Source organism: Bordetella genomosp. 9, from assembly GCF_002119725.1.
In the GTDB taxonomy this organism is placed as follows: domain Bacteria; phylum Pseudomonadota; class Gammaproteobacteria; order Burkholderiales; family Burkholderiaceae_B; genus Bordetella_C.
Map to the genome: position 1 here is coordinate 4,527,856 of NZ_CP021109.1, position 18,370 is coordinate 4,546,225.

The 18,370-nt window shown below is 63.7% G+C and carries 13 protein-coding genes and 4 tRNA genes; 4 read left to right on the forward strand and 13 right to left on the reverse strand.

The window, feature by feature from the left end:
- The first annotated feature begins 145 nt into the window (after positions 1-145).
- The 3 genes from CAL13_RS20830 (at position 146) to CAL13_RS20840 (ending at position 2,948) form a co-directional block, all read left to right on the forward strand.
- Positions 146-541 (forward strand): TssQ family T6SS-associated lipoprotein, encoded by a 396-nt coding sequence (locus tag CAL13_RS20830; protein ID WP_086073415.1) that lies wholly within the window; start codon positions 146-148, stop codon positions 539-541.
- 96 nt (positions 542-637) lie between these two features.
- The gene (locus CAL13_RS20835) at positions 638-1,057 is read left to right on the forward strand and encodes an MEKHLA domain-containing protein (protein ID WP_086059648.1); all 420 of its coding nucleotides are present in this window, start codon (positions 638-640) and stop codon (positions 1,055-1,057) included.
- 289 nt (positions 1,058-1,346) lie between these two features.
- Entirely contained in the window at positions 1,347-2,948 is a 1,602-nt protein-coding gene (locus CAL13_RS20840) for a hypothetical protein (protein WP_157664910.1), read from the forward strand.
- A 222-nt stretch (positions 2,949-3,170) separates the two neighbouring features.
- On the opposite strand, the gene rpoC is transcribed toward CAL13_RS20840, so the two are convergent.
- From rpoC to CAL13_RS20905, 13 genes are all read right to left on the reverse strand, one after another.
- Entirely contained in the window at positions 3,171-7,418 is a 4,248-nt protein-coding gene (gene rpoC / locus CAL13_RS20845) for a DNA-directed RNA polymerase subunit beta' (RefSeq protein WP_086059094.1), read from the reverse strand.
- Positions 7,418-11,530, reverse strand: a complete 4,113-nt coding sequence (gene rpoB, locus CAL13_RS20850) for a DNA-directed RNA polymerase subunit beta (protein WP_086073417.1) — start codon at positions 11,528-11,530, stop codon at positions 7,418-7,420. Before rpoB ends, rpoC begins: the two co-directional genes overlap by 1 nt.
- Positions 11,531-11,743: 213 nt before the next feature.
- Positions 11,744-12,130, reverse strand: coding sequence for a 50S ribosomal protein L7/L12 (gene rplL, locus CAL13_RS20855; protein ID WP_086059096.1), 387 nt, complete (start codon positions 12,128-12,130; stop codon positions 11,744-11,746).
- 78 nt (positions 12,131-12,208) lie between these two features.
- On the reverse strand, positions 12,209-12,733 hold the full coding sequence (gene rplJ / locus CAL13_RS20860) for a 50S ribosomal protein L10 (RefSeq protein ID WP_086059097.1): 525 nt from the start codon (positions 12,731-12,733) through the stop codon (positions 12,209-12,211).
- 226 nt (positions 12,734-12,959) lie between these two features.
- Positions 12,960-13,664 (reverse strand): 50S ribosomal protein L1, encoded by a 705-nt coding sequence (rplA, locus tag CAL13_RS20865; RefSeq protein ID WP_086059098.1) that lies wholly within the window; start codon positions 13,662-13,664, stop codon positions 12,960-12,962.
- Positions 13,665-13,666: 2 nt separating this feature from the next.
- Complete coding sequence (gene rplK, locus CAL13_RS20870) at positions 13,667-14,098, reverse strand: 50S ribosomal protein L11 (RefSeq protein ID WP_086059099.1); 432 nt, start codon at positions 14,096-14,098, stop codon at positions 13,667-13,669.
- Positions 14,099-14,187: 89 nt separating this feature from the next.
- A complete protein-coding gene (gene nusG / locus CAL13_RS20875) occupies positions 14,188-14,721 on the reverse strand; it encodes a transcription termination/antitermination protein NusG (protein ID WP_086059100.1) in 534 nt (177 codons plus the stop codon).
- Positions 14,722-14,731: 10 nt separating this feature from the next.
- A complete protein-coding gene (secE, locus tag CAL13_RS20880; RefSeq protein ID WP_086059649.1) occupies positions 14,732-15,112 on the reverse strand; it encodes a preprotein translocase subunit SecE in 381 nt (126 codons plus the stop codon).
- Between the two features lie 72 nt (positions 15,113-15,184).
- Positions 15,185-15,260 (reverse strand) — tRNA-Trp (locus tag CAL13_RS20885).
- A 283-nt stretch (positions 15,261-15,543) separates the two neighbouring features.
- Complete coding sequence (gene tuf, locus CAL13_RS20890; protein ID WP_086059082.1) at positions 15,544-16,734, reverse strand: elongation factor Tu; 1,191 nt, start codon at positions 16,732-16,734, stop codon at positions 15,544-15,546.
- Positions 16,735-16,785: 51 nt separating this feature from the next.
- Positions 16,786-16,860: transfer RNA gene (locus tag CAL13_RS20895), tRNA-Thr, on the reverse strand.
- A gap of 116 nt (positions 16,861-16,976) precedes the next feature.
- A tRNA-Gly gene (locus CAL13_RS20900) sits at positions 16,977-17,050 on the reverse strand.
- 216 nt (positions 17,051-17,266) lie between these two features.
- Positions 17,267-17,353, reverse strand: a tRNA-Tyr gene (locus CAL13_RS20905).
- A 178-nt stretch (positions 17,354-17,531) separates the two neighbouring features.
- Between CAL13_RS20905 and CAL13_RS20910 the strand changes: the two genes are divergently transcribed.
- The gene (locus tag CAL13_RS20910) at positions 17,532-18,263 is read left to right on the forward strand and encodes a DeoR/GlpR family DNA-binding transcription regulator (RefSeq protein WP_198297877.1); all 732 of its coding nucleotides are present in this window, start codon (positions 17,532-17,534) and stop codon (positions 18,261-18,263) included.
- The last annotated feature ends 107 nt before the right edge of the window (positions 18,264-18,370 follow it).

Consider the following 18,370-nt stretch of genomic DNA (forward strand, 5'->3'; position numbering starts at 1 on the left):
GCCGACGTTTCACTAACAATCGCTATCATTTTTTACGCCTCCGGCGGCCAGCGCTGCGGAATGGCGATCCGGTGCTTGTCGGCTTCACATTGCCACGACACAATATGTCGCCCTTTACACATTCCTTACTCACTTACCCCGGGATATGAACGCATCGGCCCGTATTGCCACGCTTGTCCTGATTGCCACGCTTGCAGGCTGCGCCGCGCCGCGCTCGCCGGAACCCGCCGCCCCGCCCAGCCAGGCGGCCCTGGATGCCATGGCGCATGTGCGCGAGCGCTATCAGGCGGGGGACTATGGCGACGTCATACGCACCGTCGCGACATCCGATGTGCTGGCGAGCGCGCCGGTCGGCGTGCGCATCGAAGCGTTGAAATTGCAGGCATTCAGCTACTGCGTAAGCGGCTACCGCGTATTGTGCGAAGACGATTTCGCCCGCATTCTTCAACTCGACCCCAAGTTCGAACTTGCGCCGGCCGAAATCGGGCATCCCTTGTGGGGACCGGCTTTCCGGCGGGTGAAGGCTGCGCAGGGCGGTTGACCGCGGCACGACGACGGACAAGGGACTTGTTGAATCGACGAAGGAAGCAAGCCTTTGGCCACACCCTTGTATGAAGATCCGGCGTTTTTCCAGCTCATGGCCGACAGCTACGAACGGTGGTTGGGAACACCCCTGCTGCCGAGGCCGATGCCGCCGCAAGCGGGCGCCCGGTGGTTGTATGAGGAAGCCGACTTTGCCGTATTGGCGCATAACGCCGACCCCGACCCATGCTTCATCTACGGCAACAAGGCGGCGCAGCGCCGCTTCGAATACCGCTGGGATGAACTGACTCGACTGCCCTCGCGGCTATCGGCGGAAGCGCCGAATCGGGAAGAGCGGGAACGGTTTCTGGAACGGGTGCGCCAGCACGGTTTCGAAAGCGGCTATCGCGGCGTCCGCATTACCAAGACCGGTAAACGGTTTCTTATCGAACAGGCCACCTTGTGGGAGTTGCGCGACGCGCGGGGCGCCCTGCACGGCCAGGCAGTCGTGATTCCGCGTACCACCGATCTGTGACACAGCGCGCGGGCGGGCCCTCTGCCCCGCAACCCATCGGACCCACCTCGCCGCCGAATATTCCGACGTGAAAACTCGCGCGGGAACCCGGCGACGGCGCGTTGCGCCGACATATCAGCCGGGTCCGTCTCGATAGACTGTGCACGCTATCCCCGAATCCGGGCACCGCGCGTGGGGGCGCCTCCCACGCGACGAACGGGATCCATTCCAGCGCCCGCCAACCTGCGCGCCGGACGTCGGCCCGGACGCGACCCATTGGCGCCGCGCTGACCCAGCGCGACATCCGACCATGACCCAAGCCCCTTCGCCAATACAAGGCAACAGCGCCCTGGCGCGGACGCCTTCCGTCCCGATGGGCGAGCTGGCGGGAAAACCATTCACCGCGGCGCAGGAACGCGCGCAGCGCTCGGCGCTTAGACCGCCCAGCTGGCGCCCCCAGCGCATGCTGAACGGCGTCCGCCAGCTGCTGCGCGCCGCCATGCATGGATCGCAGCCGCGCGCGGACCGCGCCCTGCGGCTGGCCCGCGACAATCTGGACCGCGCCTGTGAGCAGCTGTTCCGCGCACTGCTGAATCACGAGACGCCATGGAGGGGCGCGTCTGGCGGCAGCGTACGGGTTGCGCATGCATTGAGCGAAACCATCGCCTTCGAACGCGCGTATGCAGCGGCGGGCGGGCGGATTGCCGCCAACCATCCGGATCTGCACGACGTCTATCTGCCCTGCCTGGAGCGCTTCACGTTCACCGAGCTCCTGCTGTTGCGCGACCGCCTTGGCGCCAGCGTGGCGCCGGCCTGGCGGCCCCATCCGGCCCAGCACGGCGATCTTCTCCTGGCGCACTATCACCGCGCGGTCAAGGACGAGATCGCCGCACGCCAGCGTCCCTTCGCGGGCGTCATGCGCGTACTCCAGCGCGATATGCCGCAACGCGCGGAACTGGACGCGGCGTTGCGGCGCCTCGCGACGGCATTGAGCCATCGGGAACGGCGCGGAGAGCCCCCGATGCGCTTGCTGAACGACCTTGCGGGAAGCCAAGGCAATGAAGCGCTGATGCAGGCATTGCGTGCGCTGGCGTCGCCTTCGTTGCGCTTGCGCTGTGCACCTGCGCAGCGGCCGGTGCGCGTGGCGATTTCCGCACCCGACGGCGGCGCGGGGGACTGCGCCAGGCTGGTCAAGGACACCCTGGAGGACTGCCTGCGGTCGCGCCTGGTCGCTCGCGCGCAGGTCGCCTTCAAGCAAGGGGAGGCAACACGCCAGCCGCCAGCCAAGGTATTGGATGGCGTCCTTCGTATCCTGACCGAAGGTGTGACGGCCATGCGTGGCGCAGGCACGCCGATGGCCACGTACGATTACGGCATCGCAATGGCCCTGCTCGCGAGGGCGCTGACCGAGGGCGACATCGATCCGATGCGGTATCTGGCGGCACTGGACGCCGGGTCGCTGCAAACCTTCGCGGATCATCTGCCGGCCTTGCCCGCCGCTCGCCGCAGAGAACTGCTGGCCGCCATCGCCCAGGCGCGCAAGACCGTGGCGCCAGAAGGCGCGTCGCGGGCGGTCCGACCGTCCATCTCGAGGACGATTGAACGCGTCGGCCTTCAGGCCGCGCCGATATTGGCGCGTGTCGTCGCTCGCCTGCAGGCGGAACTCGGTAGCCAGGCAGCGCAGGCCGATATCCCAGGCGCGCTGCATGTTGCGGCCCCGTCACGCGACGCGCTGACCCGGATGTCCATCGACGTCACCCCGCGCAACGATGGCGACGTGGAGGTATCCGTCAGCGCGAACCTCATCTCGTCTGCGAAACGCGGACCGCTGTCCGTTACGTACGTCAGTCGGATCGGACCGGACCTGCGCCCGCTGCGCGGCGCGCTTCGGCACGTGCGCAACCGTGGATAACGGCGCGACGCTTGCGCCGGCACATGTCCCGGGTCACGACCTGCCGTAGCTGCGGCAGCCCATAAAAAAACCCCAAGCGGATGGACAGGCGTCCATGCTTGGGGTTGTCTTTACGGCTTGGGGTTGTCTTTACGGCTTGCGGTCGCCCGCGCCGTCCGGCATAACCAGACGGAGCGGGCGGCGGGGCAAACGGCAAGCGCCGTTCTCCCGCCCCCGTCGGGCTTATTCGCCCGGCTGCTCCGGATTGCTTTCCGGTGCGTGCTCGCCTTCGTTGTCCGAACCCACGGTAACCGGCGGTTCCTCGAAGGGATTCGCCAGCTGGCGCGCGGCTTCGCGTTCCGCCGCCTCCAGGGCTTCCTTGTCCTTGCGGGCAAGGTGGTAAGCGAGACCGGTACCGGCCGGGATCAGACGGCCCACGATGACGTTTTCCTTCAGGCCGCGCAGCTCGTCGCGCTTGCCCATGATGGCGGCTTCGGTCAGGACACGCGTGGTTTCCTGGAACGAAGCGGCCGAGATGAAGGAGTCGGTCGACAGCGAGGCCTTCGTGATGCCCAGCAGCACGTTTTCGTAGGTGGCGGGGCGCTTGCCGGCGGCGATCACGCGATCGTTCTCGTTCAACAGCTCCGAACGCTCGACCTGTTCGCCAGGGATGAAGTCCGTATCGCCCGCATCGACGATATTCACGCGACGCAGCATCTGGCGAACGATCACCTCGATGTGCTTGTCGTTGATCTTCACGCCTTGCAGACGGTAGACGTCCTGGACTTCGTCGACGATGTAGGTCGCCAGCTTCTCGATACCCTGCAGGCGCAGGATGTCGTGCGGGTCGGCCGGACCGTCCACGATCATTTCGCCCTTGTTCACCACCTGGCCGTCGTGCACCAGCACCTGCTTTTCCTTCGGAATCAGGAACTCGTGGCTGACGCCTTCCAGGTCGGTAATGACCAGGCGCTGCTTGCCCTTGGTGTCCTTGCCGAACGAAACCGTGCCCGTGACGTCGGCCAACATGCCGGCATCCTTGGGCGACCGGGCTTCGAACAGCTCGGCCACGCGAGGCAGACCGCCGGTAATGTCGCGGGTCTTCTGCGATTCCTGCGGAATACGCGCCAGGACTTCACCCACGGCAACCTGCTGCCCGTCACGCACCGTGATCAGCGCGCCCACCGGGAACGAGATGTTCACCGAGTGGTCGGTACCGGCGATCTTGACCTCTTCGCCGGACTCGTTGACCAGCTTGATCTGCGGACGCATGACGATCTTGCCGCTGCGCGTTTTGGGCGTGATGACGACCAGGGTCGACAGACCGGTGACTTCGTCCACCTGCTTGGCGACGGTGACGCCTTCCTCGATGTTCTCGAAGCGCACCTGACCGGCGTACTCGGAAACGATCGGACGGGTAAGCGGGTCCCAGGTCGCCAGGCGCGCGCCGGCCTTGACGGCCTCGCCGTCGCCGACCAGCACGGTCGCGCCGTACGGGATCTTGTGGCGCTCGCGTTCGCGGCCGTTGTCGTCATGGATGACGATTTCGCCCGAACGGGAGATCGCCACGCGCTCGCCCTTGGCGTTGGTGACGTAGCGCATCGTGCTGGCGAAGGCCACCGTACCGTTGGACTTGGTCTCCACGGCGCTGGCCAGCGCCGAACGGGACGCCGCGCCACCGATGTGGAACGTACGCATGGTCAGCTGCGTGCCCGGTTCGCCGATGGACTGCGCCGCGATCACGCCCACAGCTTCGCCGACGTTGACCATGTAGCCGCGGCCCAGGTCGCGCCCGTAGCAGTGCGCGCACAGGCCATGACGCGTTTCGCAGGTCAGCGGCGTGCGGACCTTGACTTCGTCCACGCCGATGCGGTCGATCAGGTCCACCGCATCCTCGTCCAGCAGCGTACCGGCTTCGATGGCCGTTTCCTGCGTGTCGGGGTTGACGATGTCCACGGCGGCGACGCGGCCCAGGATGCGGTCGCGCAGCGGCTCGATGACCTCGCCGCCTTCCACCAGGGCCTTCATCGAATAGCCCTGCGACGTGCCGCAGTCGTCCTCGATGATGACCAGGTCTTGCGTCACGTCCACCAGACGGCGCGTCAGGTAGCCCGAGTTCGCCGTCTTCAGCGCGGTGTCGGCCAGACCCTTACGGGCGCCGTGCGTCGAGATGAAGTACTGCAGAACGTTCAGACCTTCGCGGAAGTTCGCGGTAATCGGCGTTTCGATGATCGAGCCGTCCGGCTTGGCCATCAGGCCCCGCATACCGGCCAGCTGACGGATCTGGGCGGCCGAACCGCGCGCGCCCGAGTCCGCCATCATGTAGATGGAGTTGAAGGACTCCTGGCGCACTTCCTCGCCATGACGGTTGATCACGGGTTCCGTGGCCAGCTGCTCCATCATCGCCTTGCCGACCTTGTCGCCAGCCTTGCCCCAGATATCGACCACGTTGTTGTAGCGTTCCTGGGACGTGACCAGACCCGACGAGTACTGCTTGTCGATCTCTTTGACCTCGCGGCTCGCTTCGGCCAGGATGCTTTCCTTGGCCGAGGGGATCAGCATGTCGTTCATGGCGATCGAAATGCCGCCGCGCGTGGCCAGGCGGAAGCCCGACTGCATCAGCTTGTCGGCGAAGATCACCGTGTCGCGCAGGCCGCAACGACGGAAGGACTGGTTGATCAGGCGCGAAATCTCTTTCTTCTTCAGCGCCTTGTTCAGCACCGAGAAGGGCAGGCCCTTGGGAAGGATTTCCGACAGCAGCGCACGGCCGACCGTGGTCTCGTAGCGGCGCACCACGGGCTGCCATTCGCCCTGTTCGTCCTTCTCGTATTCCTTCAGACGGACGGTGATGCGGCTTTGCAGCTCGACTTCGCCGTTATCGTAGGCGCGCTGCACTTCGGCCACGTCGGTGAAGAAAATGCCTTCGCCCTTGCCGTTGATGCGTTCGCGCGTGGTGTAGTACAGACCCAGCACGATGTCCTGGGACGGCACGATCGAAGGTTCGCCGTTCGCGGGGAACAGGACGTTGTTCGACGCCAGCATGAGCGTACGCGCTTCCAGCTGCGCTTCCAGCGACAGCGGCACGTGCACGGCCATCTGGTCGCCGTCGAAGTCGGCGTTGAAGGCCGCGCAGACGAGCGGATGCAGTTGGATCGCCTTGCCTTCGATCAGCACCGGTTCGAAGGCCTGGATGCCCAGGCGGTGCAGCGTCGGCGCGCGGTTCAGCATCACCGGATGTTCGCGGATCACCTCTTCCAGGATGTCCCATACCACCGGTTCCTGGCTTTCGACGAGCTTCTTCGCGGCCTTGATGGTCGTGGCCAGGCCCATCATCTCCAGTCGATTGAAGATGAAGGGCTTGAAGAGTTCCAGCGCCATCAGCTTGGGCAGACCGCACTGGTGCAGCTTGAGCTGCGGGCCCACCACGATGACCGAACGGCCGGAGTAGTCGACACGCTTGCCCAGCAGGTTCTGACGGAAGCGGCCGCTCTTGCCCTTGATCATGTCGGCCAGGGACTTGAGCTGGCGCTTGTTGGCGCCCGTCATGGCCTTGCCGCGGCGGCCGTTGTCGAGCAGCGAGTCGACGGCTTCCTGCAGCATGCGCTTTTCGTTGCGCAGAATGATTTCCGGAGCCTTCAGTTCCAGCAGGCGCTTCAGGCGGTTGTTCCGGTTGATGACGCGGCGGTACAGATCGTTCAGATCGGAGGTCGCGAAGCGGCCGCCGTCCAGCGGCACCAGCGGACGCAGGTCCGGCGGCAGCACGGGCAGCACTTCCATGACCATCCATTCCGGCTTGATGCCGGATTTCTGGAAGCCTTCCAGCACTTTCAGGCGCTTGGAGATCTTCTTGATCTTCGCTTCCGAACCGGTGGCCTTCAGCTCGCCGCGCAGCGTTTCGACTTCGCGGTCGATATCGATGGTGCGCAGCAGCTCGCGCACGGCTTCCGCGCCCATCAGGGCACGGAAATCATCGCCGTATTCCTCGGTCTTCGCCAGGAAGTCGTCATCCGACATGATCTGGCCGCGCTTGAGCGGCGTCATGCCGGGCTCGATCACGCACCATGCTTCGAAGTACAGCACGCGCTCGATGTCGCGCAGCGTCATGTCCAGGACCATGCCCAGACGCGACGGCAGGCTCTTCAGGAACCAGATGTGCGCGACGGGGCTGGCCAGTTCGATATGGCCCATGCGTTCGCGGCGAACCTTCGCCACGGTTACTTCGACGCCGCACTTCTCGCAGATGACGCCGCGGTGCTTCAGGCGCTTGTACTTGCCGCACAGGCACTCGTAGTCCTTGATCGGCCCGAAGATCTTCGAGCAGAACAGGCCGTCGCGCTCGGGCTTGAACGTGCGGTAGTTGATGGTTTCAGGCTTGCGGACTTCGCCGTAAGACCACGAACGGATTTTCTCGGGCGAGGCGATCCCGATGCGGATGGCATCGAACTGCTCGTCTTGCGAGACTTGCTTGAAAAGGTCGAGTAGCGCTTTCATTAGTTACGCTCCAAATCCATGTCCAGGGCCAACGAGCGGATTTCCTTGACCAGCACGTTGAAGGATTCCGGCATGCCGGCATCGATGACGTGGTCGCCCTTGACGATGTTCTCGTAAACCTTGGTCCGGCCGGTGATGTCGTCGGACTTCACCGTCAGCATTTCCTGCAGGGTGTAGGAAGCGCCGTAGGCCTCGAGCGCCCACACTTCCATTTCCCCGAAACGCTGGCCGCCGAACTGCGCCTTGCCCCCCAGCGGCTGCTGGGTCACGAGCGAGTACGGACCGGTCGAACGCGCATGCATCTTGTCATCGACAAGGTGATGCAGTTTCAGATAGTGCATGTAGCCCACGGTGACCGGACGCTCGAATTTCTCGCCCGTACGGCCGTCGTACAGCCACGCCTGGGTGCGCGATTCGGTCAGCTGCATCCGCTTGGCCACCTCGTCGGGATAGGCCAGCTCCAGCATCTTGCCGATTTCCTCTTCGGTGGCGCCGTCGAACACCGGCGTCGCGAAAGGCACCCCTTCCTTCAGGTTTCGCGCCATTTCGATGACTTCGTCGTCCGTCAGCTCGTCGATGCGCGCGCCGGTGCCGGTCGTGTTGTAGACCTTCTCCAGGTAGGCGCGCAGCGACTTGGCCTGCGCCGTGCGCTCGTCGCGAAGCATGTCGGCGATGCGCTGGCCCACGCCCTTGGCGGCCCAGCCCAGATGCACTTCCAGCACCTGGCCGACGTTCATCCGCGACGGCACGCCCAGCGGGTTCAGCACGATGTCGACCGGCGTACCGTCGGCCATGTGCGGCATGTCTTCGACGGGCGTGATGCGCGAGACCACGCCCTTGTTGCCGTGACGGCCGGCCATCTTGTCGCCAGGCTGCAGACGGCGCTTGACGGCCAGGTACACCTTGATCATCTTCAGCACGCCCGGCGGCAGCTCGTCGCCCTGCGTCAGCTTCTTGCGCTTTTCCTCGAAAGCCAGGTCGAACTGGTGGCGCTTCTGCTCCAGCGATTCCTTGGCCTGCTCCAGAACCAGGGCATGCTGCTCGTCGGCCAGGCGGATGTCGAACCACTGCCAGCGGTCCAGATCGGACAGGTAGGCCTTGGTAATGGTCGCGCCCTTGGCGAGCTTGCGCGGACCGCCGTTGACGGTCTTGCCGATCAGCATCTTCTCGATACGATCGAACTGGTCGTTCTCGACGATGCGCAGCTGGTCGTTCAGGTCCTGGCGATAGCGGCGCAGTTCATCGTCGATGATGGACTGGGCGCGCTTGTCGCGCACGATGCCTTCACGCGTGAAGACCTGCACGTCGATCACGGTGCCGGTCATGCCGGACGGCACGCGCAGCGAGGTGTCCTTCACGTCGGACGCCTTTTCGCCGAAGATCGCGCGCAGCAGCTTTTCTTCCGGAGTCAGCTGGGTTTCGCCCTTGGGCGTGACCTTGCCGACCAGCACGTCGTCGGGACCGACTTCCGCGCCGATGTAGGTAATGCCGGAATCGTCGAGGCGGTTCAGTTGCGTCTCGGCCAGGTTGCTGATGTCGCGCGTGATTTCCTCGGGTCCCAGCTTGGTGTCGCGGGCAACGACCGTCAGTTCCTCGATATGGATCGAGGTGTAGCGGTCATCGGCAACAACCTTTTCGGAGATCAGGATCGAGTCTTCGAAGTTGTAGCCGTTCCAGGGCATGAACGCGATCAGCATGTTCTGGCCCAGGGCGAGTTCGCCCAGGTCCGTCGACGCGCCGTCGGCCAGCACATCGCCCTTGGCGACCTTGTCGCCGCGGCTCACGATGGGACGCTGGTTGATGTTCGTGTTCTGGTTGGAACGCGTGTACTTGATCAGGTTGTAGATGTCGACGCCGACTTCGCCGGCGACGTTTTCATCGTCGTTCACCCGGATCACGATACGGTCCGCATCCACGTGGTCGACCACGCCGCCGCGCAGGGCCTGCACGGTGGTGCCGGAGTCGACCGCCACGGTGCGCTCGATGCCCGTGCCGACCAGGGGCTTCTCGGGACGCAGGCAGGGGACTGCCTGACGCTGCATGTTGGCGCCCATCAAGGCACGGTTGGCGTCGTCGTGTTCCAGGAAGGGAATCAGCGACGCGGCCACCGAGACGATTTGCGACGGCGCGACGTCCATGTAATGCACGTTCGCCGGAGCGGTCAGCATGGTTTCGCCGGCTTCACGGCAAGCCACCAGGTCGTCGATGAAGCGCCCTTCCTCATCGAGCGCGGCGTTCGCCTGCGCGATGACGTAGTGGCTTTCCTCGATGGCCGACAGGTAGTCGATCTGGTCGCTGACCTTGCCGTCGATGACCTTGCGGTACGGCGTTTCCAGGAAGCCGTACTCGTTCAGGCGGGCGTACAGCGCCATGGAGTTGATCAGGCCGATGTTCGGACCTTCCGGCGTTTCGATCGGGCACACGCGGCCGTAGTGCGTGGGATGCACGTCACGCACTTCGAAGCCGGCACGCTCGCGCGTCAGACCGCCAGGACCCAGGGCGGAGACGCGACGCTTGTGCGTGATCTCCGACAGCGGGTTGGTCTGGTCCATGAACTGCGACAGCTGGCTCGAACCGAAGAACTCCTTGATCGCCGCGGAAATCGGCTTGGAGTTGATCAGGTCGTGCGGCATCAGGTTTTCGGTTTCGGCCTGGCCCAGGCGCTCCTTCACGGCGCGCTCGACGCGCACCAGGCCGGCGCGGAACTGGTTCTCGGCCAGTTCGCCGACGCAGCGCACACGGCGGTTGCCCAGGTGATCGATATCGTCGATCTGGCCGCGGCCGTTGCGCAGCTCGACCAGCACCTTGATGGTGTCGAGGATGTCCTCGTTGGTCAGCGTCATCGGGCCGGTGATGTCGTCGCCACGGCCCAGACGGCTGTTGACCTTCATGCGGCCCACGCGCGACAGGTCGTAGGTTTCCTCGCTGTAGAACAGGCGCTGGAACAGGGCCTCGACCGCTTCCTCGGTGGGCGGTTCGCCGGGACGCATCATGCGGTAGATGGCCACGCGCGCGGCCATCTGGTCGGCGGTTTCGTCCGTGCGCAGCGTTTGCGAGATGTAGGGACCGCGATCCAGGTCGTTGGTGTACAGCGTCTGGAACTCGGTGATGTTGGCAGCGCGCAGCGCGCTCAGCACGCTTTCCGTGATCTCGTCGTTCGCATGCGCGACGACTTCACCGGTGTCGGGGTCGACGATGTTCTTGGCCAGCACACGGCCGTACAGGAACTCCTCGGGCACCGAGATGCGCTCGATGCCGCCCGCAGCCAGGTCGCGCAGATGCTTGGCGTTGATGCGCTTGTCCTTCTCGACGATCACCTTGCCGGAACGGTCGGTGATGTCGAAGCGCGCCATTTCGCCCTTCCAGCGCTCGGGGATGAATTCCATCATCGCGCCTTCGCTCTTCAGATCGAAACGATCGAAGTCGAAGAACTCGGCCAGGATGGACTCCGGCGTCATGCCGATGGCCTTCAGCAGGATCGTCACGGGCATCTTGCGGCGGCGGTCGACGCGGAAGAACAGGATGTCCTTCGGGTCGAATTCGAAGTCCAGCCACGAGCCGCGGTAGGGGATGACGCGCGCGGAGAACAACAGCTTGCCGGAGCTGTGCGTCTTGCCGCGGTCGTGCTCGAAGAACACGCCCGGCGAACGGTGCAGCTGCGACACGATGACGCGCTCGGTGCCGTTGATGACGAAGGAGCCGGTGCCCGTCATGAGCGGAATCTCGCCCATGTAGACTTCCTGCTCCTTGACTTCCTTGACGGTCGGCTTGCTGACTTCGCGATCGAGCAGGACCAGGCGGACCTTGGCGCGCAGGGGCGACGCGTAGGTCAGGCCGCGCTGCTGACATTCCTTGACATCGAACACCGGTTCGCCCAGCACATAGCTGACGAACTCAAGACGCGCCATTCCGTTGTGACTGACGATGGGGAAGATGGACGTGAAAGCCGCCTGAAGGCCATCGTTGGCTCGCTGCGACGGAGGCGTATCCGCCTGCAGAAAAGTTAGGTAGGATTGAAGCTGCGTCGCAAGCAGGAAGGGGACGCTCTGGACGTCCTCGCGCTTGGCGAAGCTTTTGCGGATGCGCTTTTTTTCGGTGTACGAGTAAGGCATGAGCACTCCGACTCGAGGTTGCATGGGCCGTCAACCACGGCCCGGGGTGATACGACGCTGATACGGCGTTGCGACGACGCAAACAGACGTTGGTACGATGCTGATACGACTCCAGGAAACCCCGCTGAACCCTACGATCAACTAGGGTTTCCTGGAAACGCAAAAGCCCGGGGACGGCAAACTGCGCTGTCCCCGGGCAACTGGCATAAGGTCTTACTTGAGTTCGACCTTGGCGCCAGCTTCTTCCAGCTTCTTCTTCGCAGCTTCGGCGTCAGCCTTGGCGATGCCTTCCTTGACGGGCTTCGGCGCGCCGTCGACCAGGTCCTTGGCTTCCTTCAGACCCAGGCCGGTGATTTCACGCACGGCCTTGATGACGCTGACCTTGTTCGCGCCAGCTTCCGTCAGGATGACGTCGAACTCGGTCTTTTCTTCAGCGGCGGCAGCGCCACCGGCGCCACCAGCGGCGGGCGCGGCGACAGCCACGGCAGCGGCGGCAGCCGACACGCCGAACTTCTCTTCCAGATCCTTGATCAGCTCGGACAGTTCGAGCACGGTCATGCCAGCGATGGCGTCAAGGATTTCAGCTTTGCTAAGGGCCATTTTCTAAGAACTCCAAATATTGGTAATGCCAGGTTCGGTGTCGCTTCGTCGTACAACGAATTCCACGAACGCCGGGGCTTACGCCGCGGCCTTCTGGTCGCGCACGGCAGCGAGGCCGCGGGCGAACTTCGAGGGAACTTCGTTGAGCGTACGTGCAAATTGCGCAATCGGGGCTTGCATGGTGCCCAGCAATTTCGCCAACAACTCTTCGCGCGAAGGCAGCGAGGCCAGGGCCTTGACGCCTTCCTGGTTCAACAGGTTGTTGGGCAGCGAGCCCCCCTTGATGACCAGTTTGTCGTTGGTTTTGGCGAAATCGGAGAGGACCTTGGCCGAGGCGACCGGATCGGCGCTGATACCGTAGATCAGCGGACCGGTGAGCTGGTCGGACAGCGACTCGAAAGCCGTGCCGTTCACAGCGCGACGAGCCAGCGTGTTCTTCAGAACACGCAGGTACACGCCCGATTGACGCGCAGTCTTGCGCAGTACGGTGACGGAGGCGACGTCCAGACCACGGTACTCGGCGATAACAATCGATTGGGCCTTGGCGACTTGCGCCGCGACTTCCTCGATTACCACCGCTTTCTCTTGGCGATTGAGACTCACGGTTTGAACACTCCATCAAAAGACGCCCCGGGTGGGAGCCCGGAACGTCAACCGAATGCGGCGACCTGGTCGAGTTCTTATAAAGAAATCTTCCATGGGACGCCGTCTACGCTGGATCCGAACCGTACGGGCTTCGGGATTAAGCAGATGCTCCAGCGGTCTTTGACAGCAACGTCCGGACGGATCCGGACGCAGCCCAAAGTTCTGTTTGCCCGCGACGCGCCGATCAGGCGGCCGGCGTCGTGAGCGAGGCGATTTCCACGCGAGCGCCACCGCCCATGGTGGACGACACGGCGAGCTTGCGCAGGTACACGCCCTTGGCTGCAGCGGGACGCGCCTTGTTCAGGGCATCGACCAGCGCGGCCAGGTTGGTTTGCAGCTGTTCCACGCCGAAAGAAGCGCGGCCGATGGTGGCATGTACGATACCGGCCTTGTCGGTGCGGTACTGCACTTGGCCAGCCTTCGCGTTCTTGACCGCGGTGACGACGTCGGGCGTGACCGTGCCGACCTTGGGGTTCGGCATCAGGCCGCGCGGGCCCAGGATCTGACCCAGGGCGCCGACGACGCGCATGGTGTCGGGCGAAGCGATGACCACGTCGAAATCGATCTGACCGCCCTTGATGCGCTCGGCCAGGTCTTCCAGACCGACGATGTCCGCACCGGCAGCCTTGGCGGCTTCAGCCTTGTCGCCCTGGGCGAACACGGCGACGCGCACGGACTTGCCGGTACCGGCGGGCAGCACCACGGAACCACGGACCAGTTGGTCGGATTTCTTGGGGTCGATGCCCAGCTGCACGGCCACGTCGACGGATTCGTCAAACTTGGCGGTGGCGGTTTCCTTGATGAGGCTCAGAGCCTCGGTGACCGGATACAGCTTGGTGCGGTCGATTTTTTCACGCAGAGCGGCGGTACGCTTGGACAGTTTTGCCATGATCAGATCCCCTCAACCGTGATGCCCATGCTGCGGGCGCTGCCGGCGATGGTGCGCACGGCGGCTTCCAGGTCGCCCGCGGTCAGGTCGGGTTCCTTGGTCTTCGCGATTTCCTCGGCCTGGGCACGCGTCAGCTTGCCGACCTTGTCGGTGTGCGGCTTGGGCGAACCCTTCTGCACGCCGGCGGCCTTCTTGATGAGGACCGTGGCGGGCGGGGTCTTCATCACGAAGGTGAAGCTCTTGTCCGCGAAAGCGGTGATCACCACCGGAATCGGCAGACCGGGCTCCATGCCCTGCGTCTTGGCGTTGAACGCCTTGCAGAATTCCATGATGTTCAGGCCGCGCTGACCCAGCGCCGGACCGATCGGGGGGGAGGGGTTTGCCTTACCAGCCGGCACTTGCAGCTTGATAAAGCCGACGATCTTCTTCGCCATGCTTTGCTCCTTGCGGGTTCTAGCGCCCGCCGTTCAGCGGGCTCCCCGGGGGATTGGGGTTGAAACTGAGGGTGAAACCGAAACAGCGATCAGGTCTTTTCGACCTGACTGAAATCGAGCTCGACGGGCGTGGCGCGGCCGAAAATGGTCACCGACACGCGAACCTTGCTCTTTTCGTAATTGACTTCTTCGACGTTGCCGTTGAAGTCCGCGAACGGGCCTTCCTTGACGCGCACCATCTCGCCCACTTCGAACAAGATCTTGGGACGCGGCTTTTCCACGCCTTCCTCCATTTGAGAAAGAATCTTCTCGACTTCTTTCTCGGAGATCGGCGAAGGCCGGTTGCCCGAGCCACCGAGGAAGCCGGTGACGCGGTTCGTATTCTTGACCAGGTGCCAGGTTTCGTCGGTCAGATCCATTTCAACCAGGACGTAGCCCGGGAAGATCCGACGCTCGGAAATCGACTTCTGGCCGCCTTTCATTTCCACGACTTCTTCGGACGGCACCAGGATGCGACCGAAGGAGGTCTGCAGTCCGGCACGCTCGATACGCTCGAGCAGCGCCTTGTGCACGCTTTTCTCCATGCCGGAATACACATGGACGACATACCAACGTTTGCTCATGCGCCGTCCTTTATTTCCAGCCCAGCAGCAGGCCGTAAATGATCCACTCGATGCCCTTGTCGAGCACCCACATGAAGATGCCCATGATTGCCACGAAGGCGAAAACGATGCCCGTCATCTGGGTCGTTTCCTTCCTGGTGGGCCATGAGACACGCTTGACTTCGTTATACGATTCGCCGGCGAAGCTCAGGGTGCGGCGCCCGGGTTCACTGAACCAGGCGATGATGGCGGCAAGAATCAGGCCTCCGACGAAGACCCCGACGCGCGCCGCCATGGGCTGGGCGCTCAGGACGGAGAATCCCACGATCCCAGCAATAATGACGAGCACCGCCACGGTCAACTTCACCCGATCGGCGGTACTGGTAACGGTTTCGACGCTGGTATTAGACATTTTGCGCAACAAGCCCGCCATGAATGCGCAGCTTGTGATGATTTCCGGCAGGCCGGGGAGAGGAAGGCGGGTTGGCAGGGGCAGTAGGAATCGAACCTACAACCTTCGGTTTTGGAGACCGACGCTCTGCCAATTGAGCTATACCCCTCTAGTCACGCGAGGTCGTGCGGGGAAAAACCCTTGCACGGCCAGCTAGAGACCCTTACCTTCGCTTCCCGGTCATCTCCTCGCCCAGTCCGATGTACAGGACGTACACCGGGAACGCTCCGGGAAGCCGTGCCGTGCTGTATCGCCCAGTGCGACAATGGCGGACTTTGGAGGGACCAAAAACGAAGGATGGAACCTTGCGGAACCATCCATAATACTACTTTTCTCGCCGTTTTGTCCAGCGAAATTTGGGGTCCCGCTTGGGGGACCCCGGCGTCGCGAGATTACTTGCTGATCTTGGCAACCACGCCCGCGCCCACGGTACGGCCGCCTTCGCGGATGGCGAAGCGCAGACCTTCTTCCATGGCGATCGGCGCCAGCAGCGTCACCTTCATCGACACGTTGTCGCCCGGCAGCACCATTTCCTTGTCCTTGGGCAGCTCGATCGTGCCGGTCACGTCCGTCGTGCGGAAGTAGAACTGCGGACGATAGCCGTTGAAGAACGGCGTGTGGCGACCGCCCTCTTCCTTGGACAGGATGTACACCTCGGCGTCGAACTCCGTGTGCGGCGTGATCGAGCCGGGCTTGGCCAGCACCTGGCCGCGCTCGACTTCTTCGCGCTTGGTGCCGCGCAGCAGAATCCCCACGTTGTCACCGGCCTGGCCCTGATCCAGCAGCTTGCGGAACATTTCCACGCCCGTGCAGGTCGTCTTCAGCGTCGGCTTGATACCGACGATTTCGATTTCCTCGCCAACCTTGATCACGCCGCGCTCGATACGGCCCGTGACCACCGTGCCGCGGCCCGAGATCGAGAACACGTCTTCGACCGGCATCAGGAACGTGCCGTCCACCGCGCGCTCCGGCGTCGGAATGTACGTATCCAGCGCCTCGGCCAGCTTCAGAATCGCCTGCTCGCCCAGCTCGCCCTTGTCGCCTTCCAGCGCCAGCTTGGCCGAACCCTTGACGATCGGCGTGTCATCGCCAGGAAAATCGTACTTGCTCAGCAGCTCGCGGACTTCCATCTCCACCAGCTCCAGCAGCTCCGCGTCATCGACCATGTCCGCCTTGTTCAGGAACACGATGATGTACGGCACGCCCACCTGGCGGCTCAGCAGAATGTGTTCGCGCGTCTGCGGCATCGGGCCGTCGGCGGCCGACACCACCAGGATCGCGCCGTCCATCTGCGCCGCGCCCGTGATCATGTTCTTCACATAGTCCGCGTGGCCCGGGCAGTCAACGTGCGCGTAGTGACGCGTCTGCGTCTCGTATTCCACGTGCGCCGTGTTGATCGTGATGCCGCGCGCCTTCTCTTCCGGCGCCGCGTCGATCTGGTCGTACGCCTTCGCTTCGCCGCCGAACTTGTTCGACAGCACCGTCGTGATCGCCGCCGTCAACGTCGTTTTGCCGTGGTCCACGTGACCGATCGTACCCACGTTCACGTGCGGCTTGGTACGTTCAAACTTGCCTTTTGCCATGGCTGACTCCTGACTGGATGTGCGGATCTGACTAAAACGAAGACAAATGCTTGGTGCCCATGACGCGGATCGAACGCGTGACCTCTCCCTTACCAAGGGAGTGCTCTACCACTGAGCCACATGGGCGGAAAATCTTTCGTACAACTCGTACTGCCGCGCGACCCGGGAAACCGCCATCACCGGGCGCACCGCTTCCTGCAAATACGCGGCCAGACTGTTCCGCTGGCCGCGCACCGAAAACCTGGAGCGGGTGAAGGGAATCGAACCCTCGTCGTAAGCTTGGAAGGCTTCTGCTCTACCATTGAGCTACACCCGCGGCGTATCGTTTCCCATCCTGCCCTCCGCCGCAACCAGACACATGCCGGACGGCTCGCCTGCTCAACCCTTGCACGCCGCGATGCAAGCCCCAGACATTGCAAATCCAGGCCGACTGCGCCTGGATTCTGGATGTTCGGCATGGGCTGGCGCCCTGCCTGGGCGGTTATCGCTTCGTACGCAAGGACGGCTGCAGACCAGTCCACGGCGCGGTCTCTGGTGGAGGGGATTGGATTCGAACCAATGTAGGCGCAAGGCCAACAGATTTACAGTCTGCCCCCTTTAACCACTCGGGCACCCCTCCAGCGGAGAACTTGAAATTATGGTCACTTTCTTTCGCCGTGTCAAATTGCCTGAGCGGCGGAGCGTGGAAGCCCTTCGCACCCGCCTGGACAGTGCCCGTCAACTTTGTGAACATAGCCGCGGCGCAAAGGCGGCGGACTCGCATGTGGCAGGAAGAACGGTATCAACGGATAAGAAAGATGCTCGCGGCGCTGCGCAGCGCCTCGACGGACCGCATTGCCGAAGAGCTGGGCGTGTCGCGCGAAACGGTGCGGCGCGACCTGATCGCGCTGGAAGCGCGTGGCGAGTTGCGCCGCACGCATGGCGGCGCCGTCCTGGACGGCGAGGCGCCGGAACACGACCCGACGCATCACGACCGCCGTCATTACCGCGCTGTGGCGCGTGCCGCGGCCAGCCGCCTGTCCAACGGACAGACCCTGTTCATGGAGGCGGGGTCCATGGCGGTGACCCTGGCCGAGGCGCTGGATGTCCTGCATGGCATCACGGTGATCACGAATTCGTTCGACGCCGCGATGCGCATCGCGGCAAGCCGGGATCATCTTTCGCATGGCAACCGCGCGGTCATGCTGGGCGGTTCGGTATTGCCTTCGCTGGCCGCGACGCATGGCGAACACGCCATTGCCGAAATCCACCGCTATACCGCGGATGCGGCGCTGCTATGCCCAAGCGCAATCGATGCCCGCCACGGCGCCACCCACGCCGATCTTTCCCGCGCGGAGCTGGCTCGCGCCATGGCGGCGAATGCCCGCAGCATCGTCGCGATGGCCGATGATACGGCCATAGGCCAGAATGCGGGCGTTTCCTACTGCCCGGCCGACCGCATCGCGATGCTGATCTCAAACCGCAAAGCCGAAGCCACCGAGGGCTACGACGCACTGGCAGGCGCGTTGGGCGGCGTCGTGCTCGTCTGACCGGAAACCGGTCGGCACGGCAACCGATCGGTCGCCGGACCGCAGGCTGGGACGGTTGCGATGCCGGCCTGCGGGGCGTCGTGCCGGCGCGGCAAGGATTGCGCCGA

Excerpts from the sequence above, each read along its gene's own strand:
- secE (WP_086059649.1), bottom strand. The coding sequence starts at position 15,112 with ATGTCTAATACCAGCGTCGAAACCGTTACCAGTACCGCCGATCGGGTG.
- rplA (WP_086059098.1), bottom strand. The coding sequence starts at position 13,664 with ATGGCAAAACTGTCCAAGCGTACCGCCGCTCTGCGTGAAAAAATCGAC.
- CAL13_RS20840 (WP_157664910.1), top strand. The coding sequence starts at position 1,347 with ATGACCCAAGCCCCTTCGCCAATACAAGGCAACAGCGCCCTGGCGCGG.
- tuf (WP_086059082.1), bottom strand. The coding sequence starts at position 16,734 with ATGGCAAAAGGCAAGTTTGAACGTACCAAGCCGCACGTGAACGTGGGT.
- CAL13_RS20830 (WP_086073415.1), top strand. The coding sequence starts at position 146 with ATGAACGCATCGGCCCGTATTGCCACGCTTGTCCTGATTGCCACGCTT.
- nusG (WP_086059100.1), bottom strand. The coding sequence starts at position 14,721 with ATGAGCAAACGTTGGTATGTCGTCCATGTGTATTCCGGCATGGAGAAA.
- rpoC (WP_086059094.1), bottom strand. The coding sequence starts at position 7,418 with ATGAAAGCGCTACTCGACCTTTTCAAGCAAGTCTCGCAAGACGAGCAG.
- CAL13_RS20835 (WP_086059648.1), top strand. The coding sequence starts at position 638 with ATGGCCGACAGCTACGAACGGTGGTTGGGAACACCCCTGCTGCCGAGG.
- rpoB (WP_086073417.1), bottom strand. The coding sequence starts at position 11,530 with ATGCCTTACTCGTACACCGAAAAAAAGCGCATCCGCAAAAGCTTCGCC.
- CAL13_RS20910 (WP_198297877.1), top strand. The coding sequence starts at position 17,532 with ATGCTCGCGGCGCTGCGCAGCGCCTCGACGGACCGCATTGCCGAAGAG.
- rplK (WP_086059099.1), bottom strand. The coding sequence starts at position 14,098 with ATGGCGAAGAAGATCGTCGGCTTTATCAAGCTGCAAGTGCCGGCTGGT.
- rplL (WP_086059096.1), bottom strand. The coding sequence starts at position 12,130 with ATGGCCCTTAGCAAAGCTGAAATCCTTGACGCCATCGCTGGCATGACC.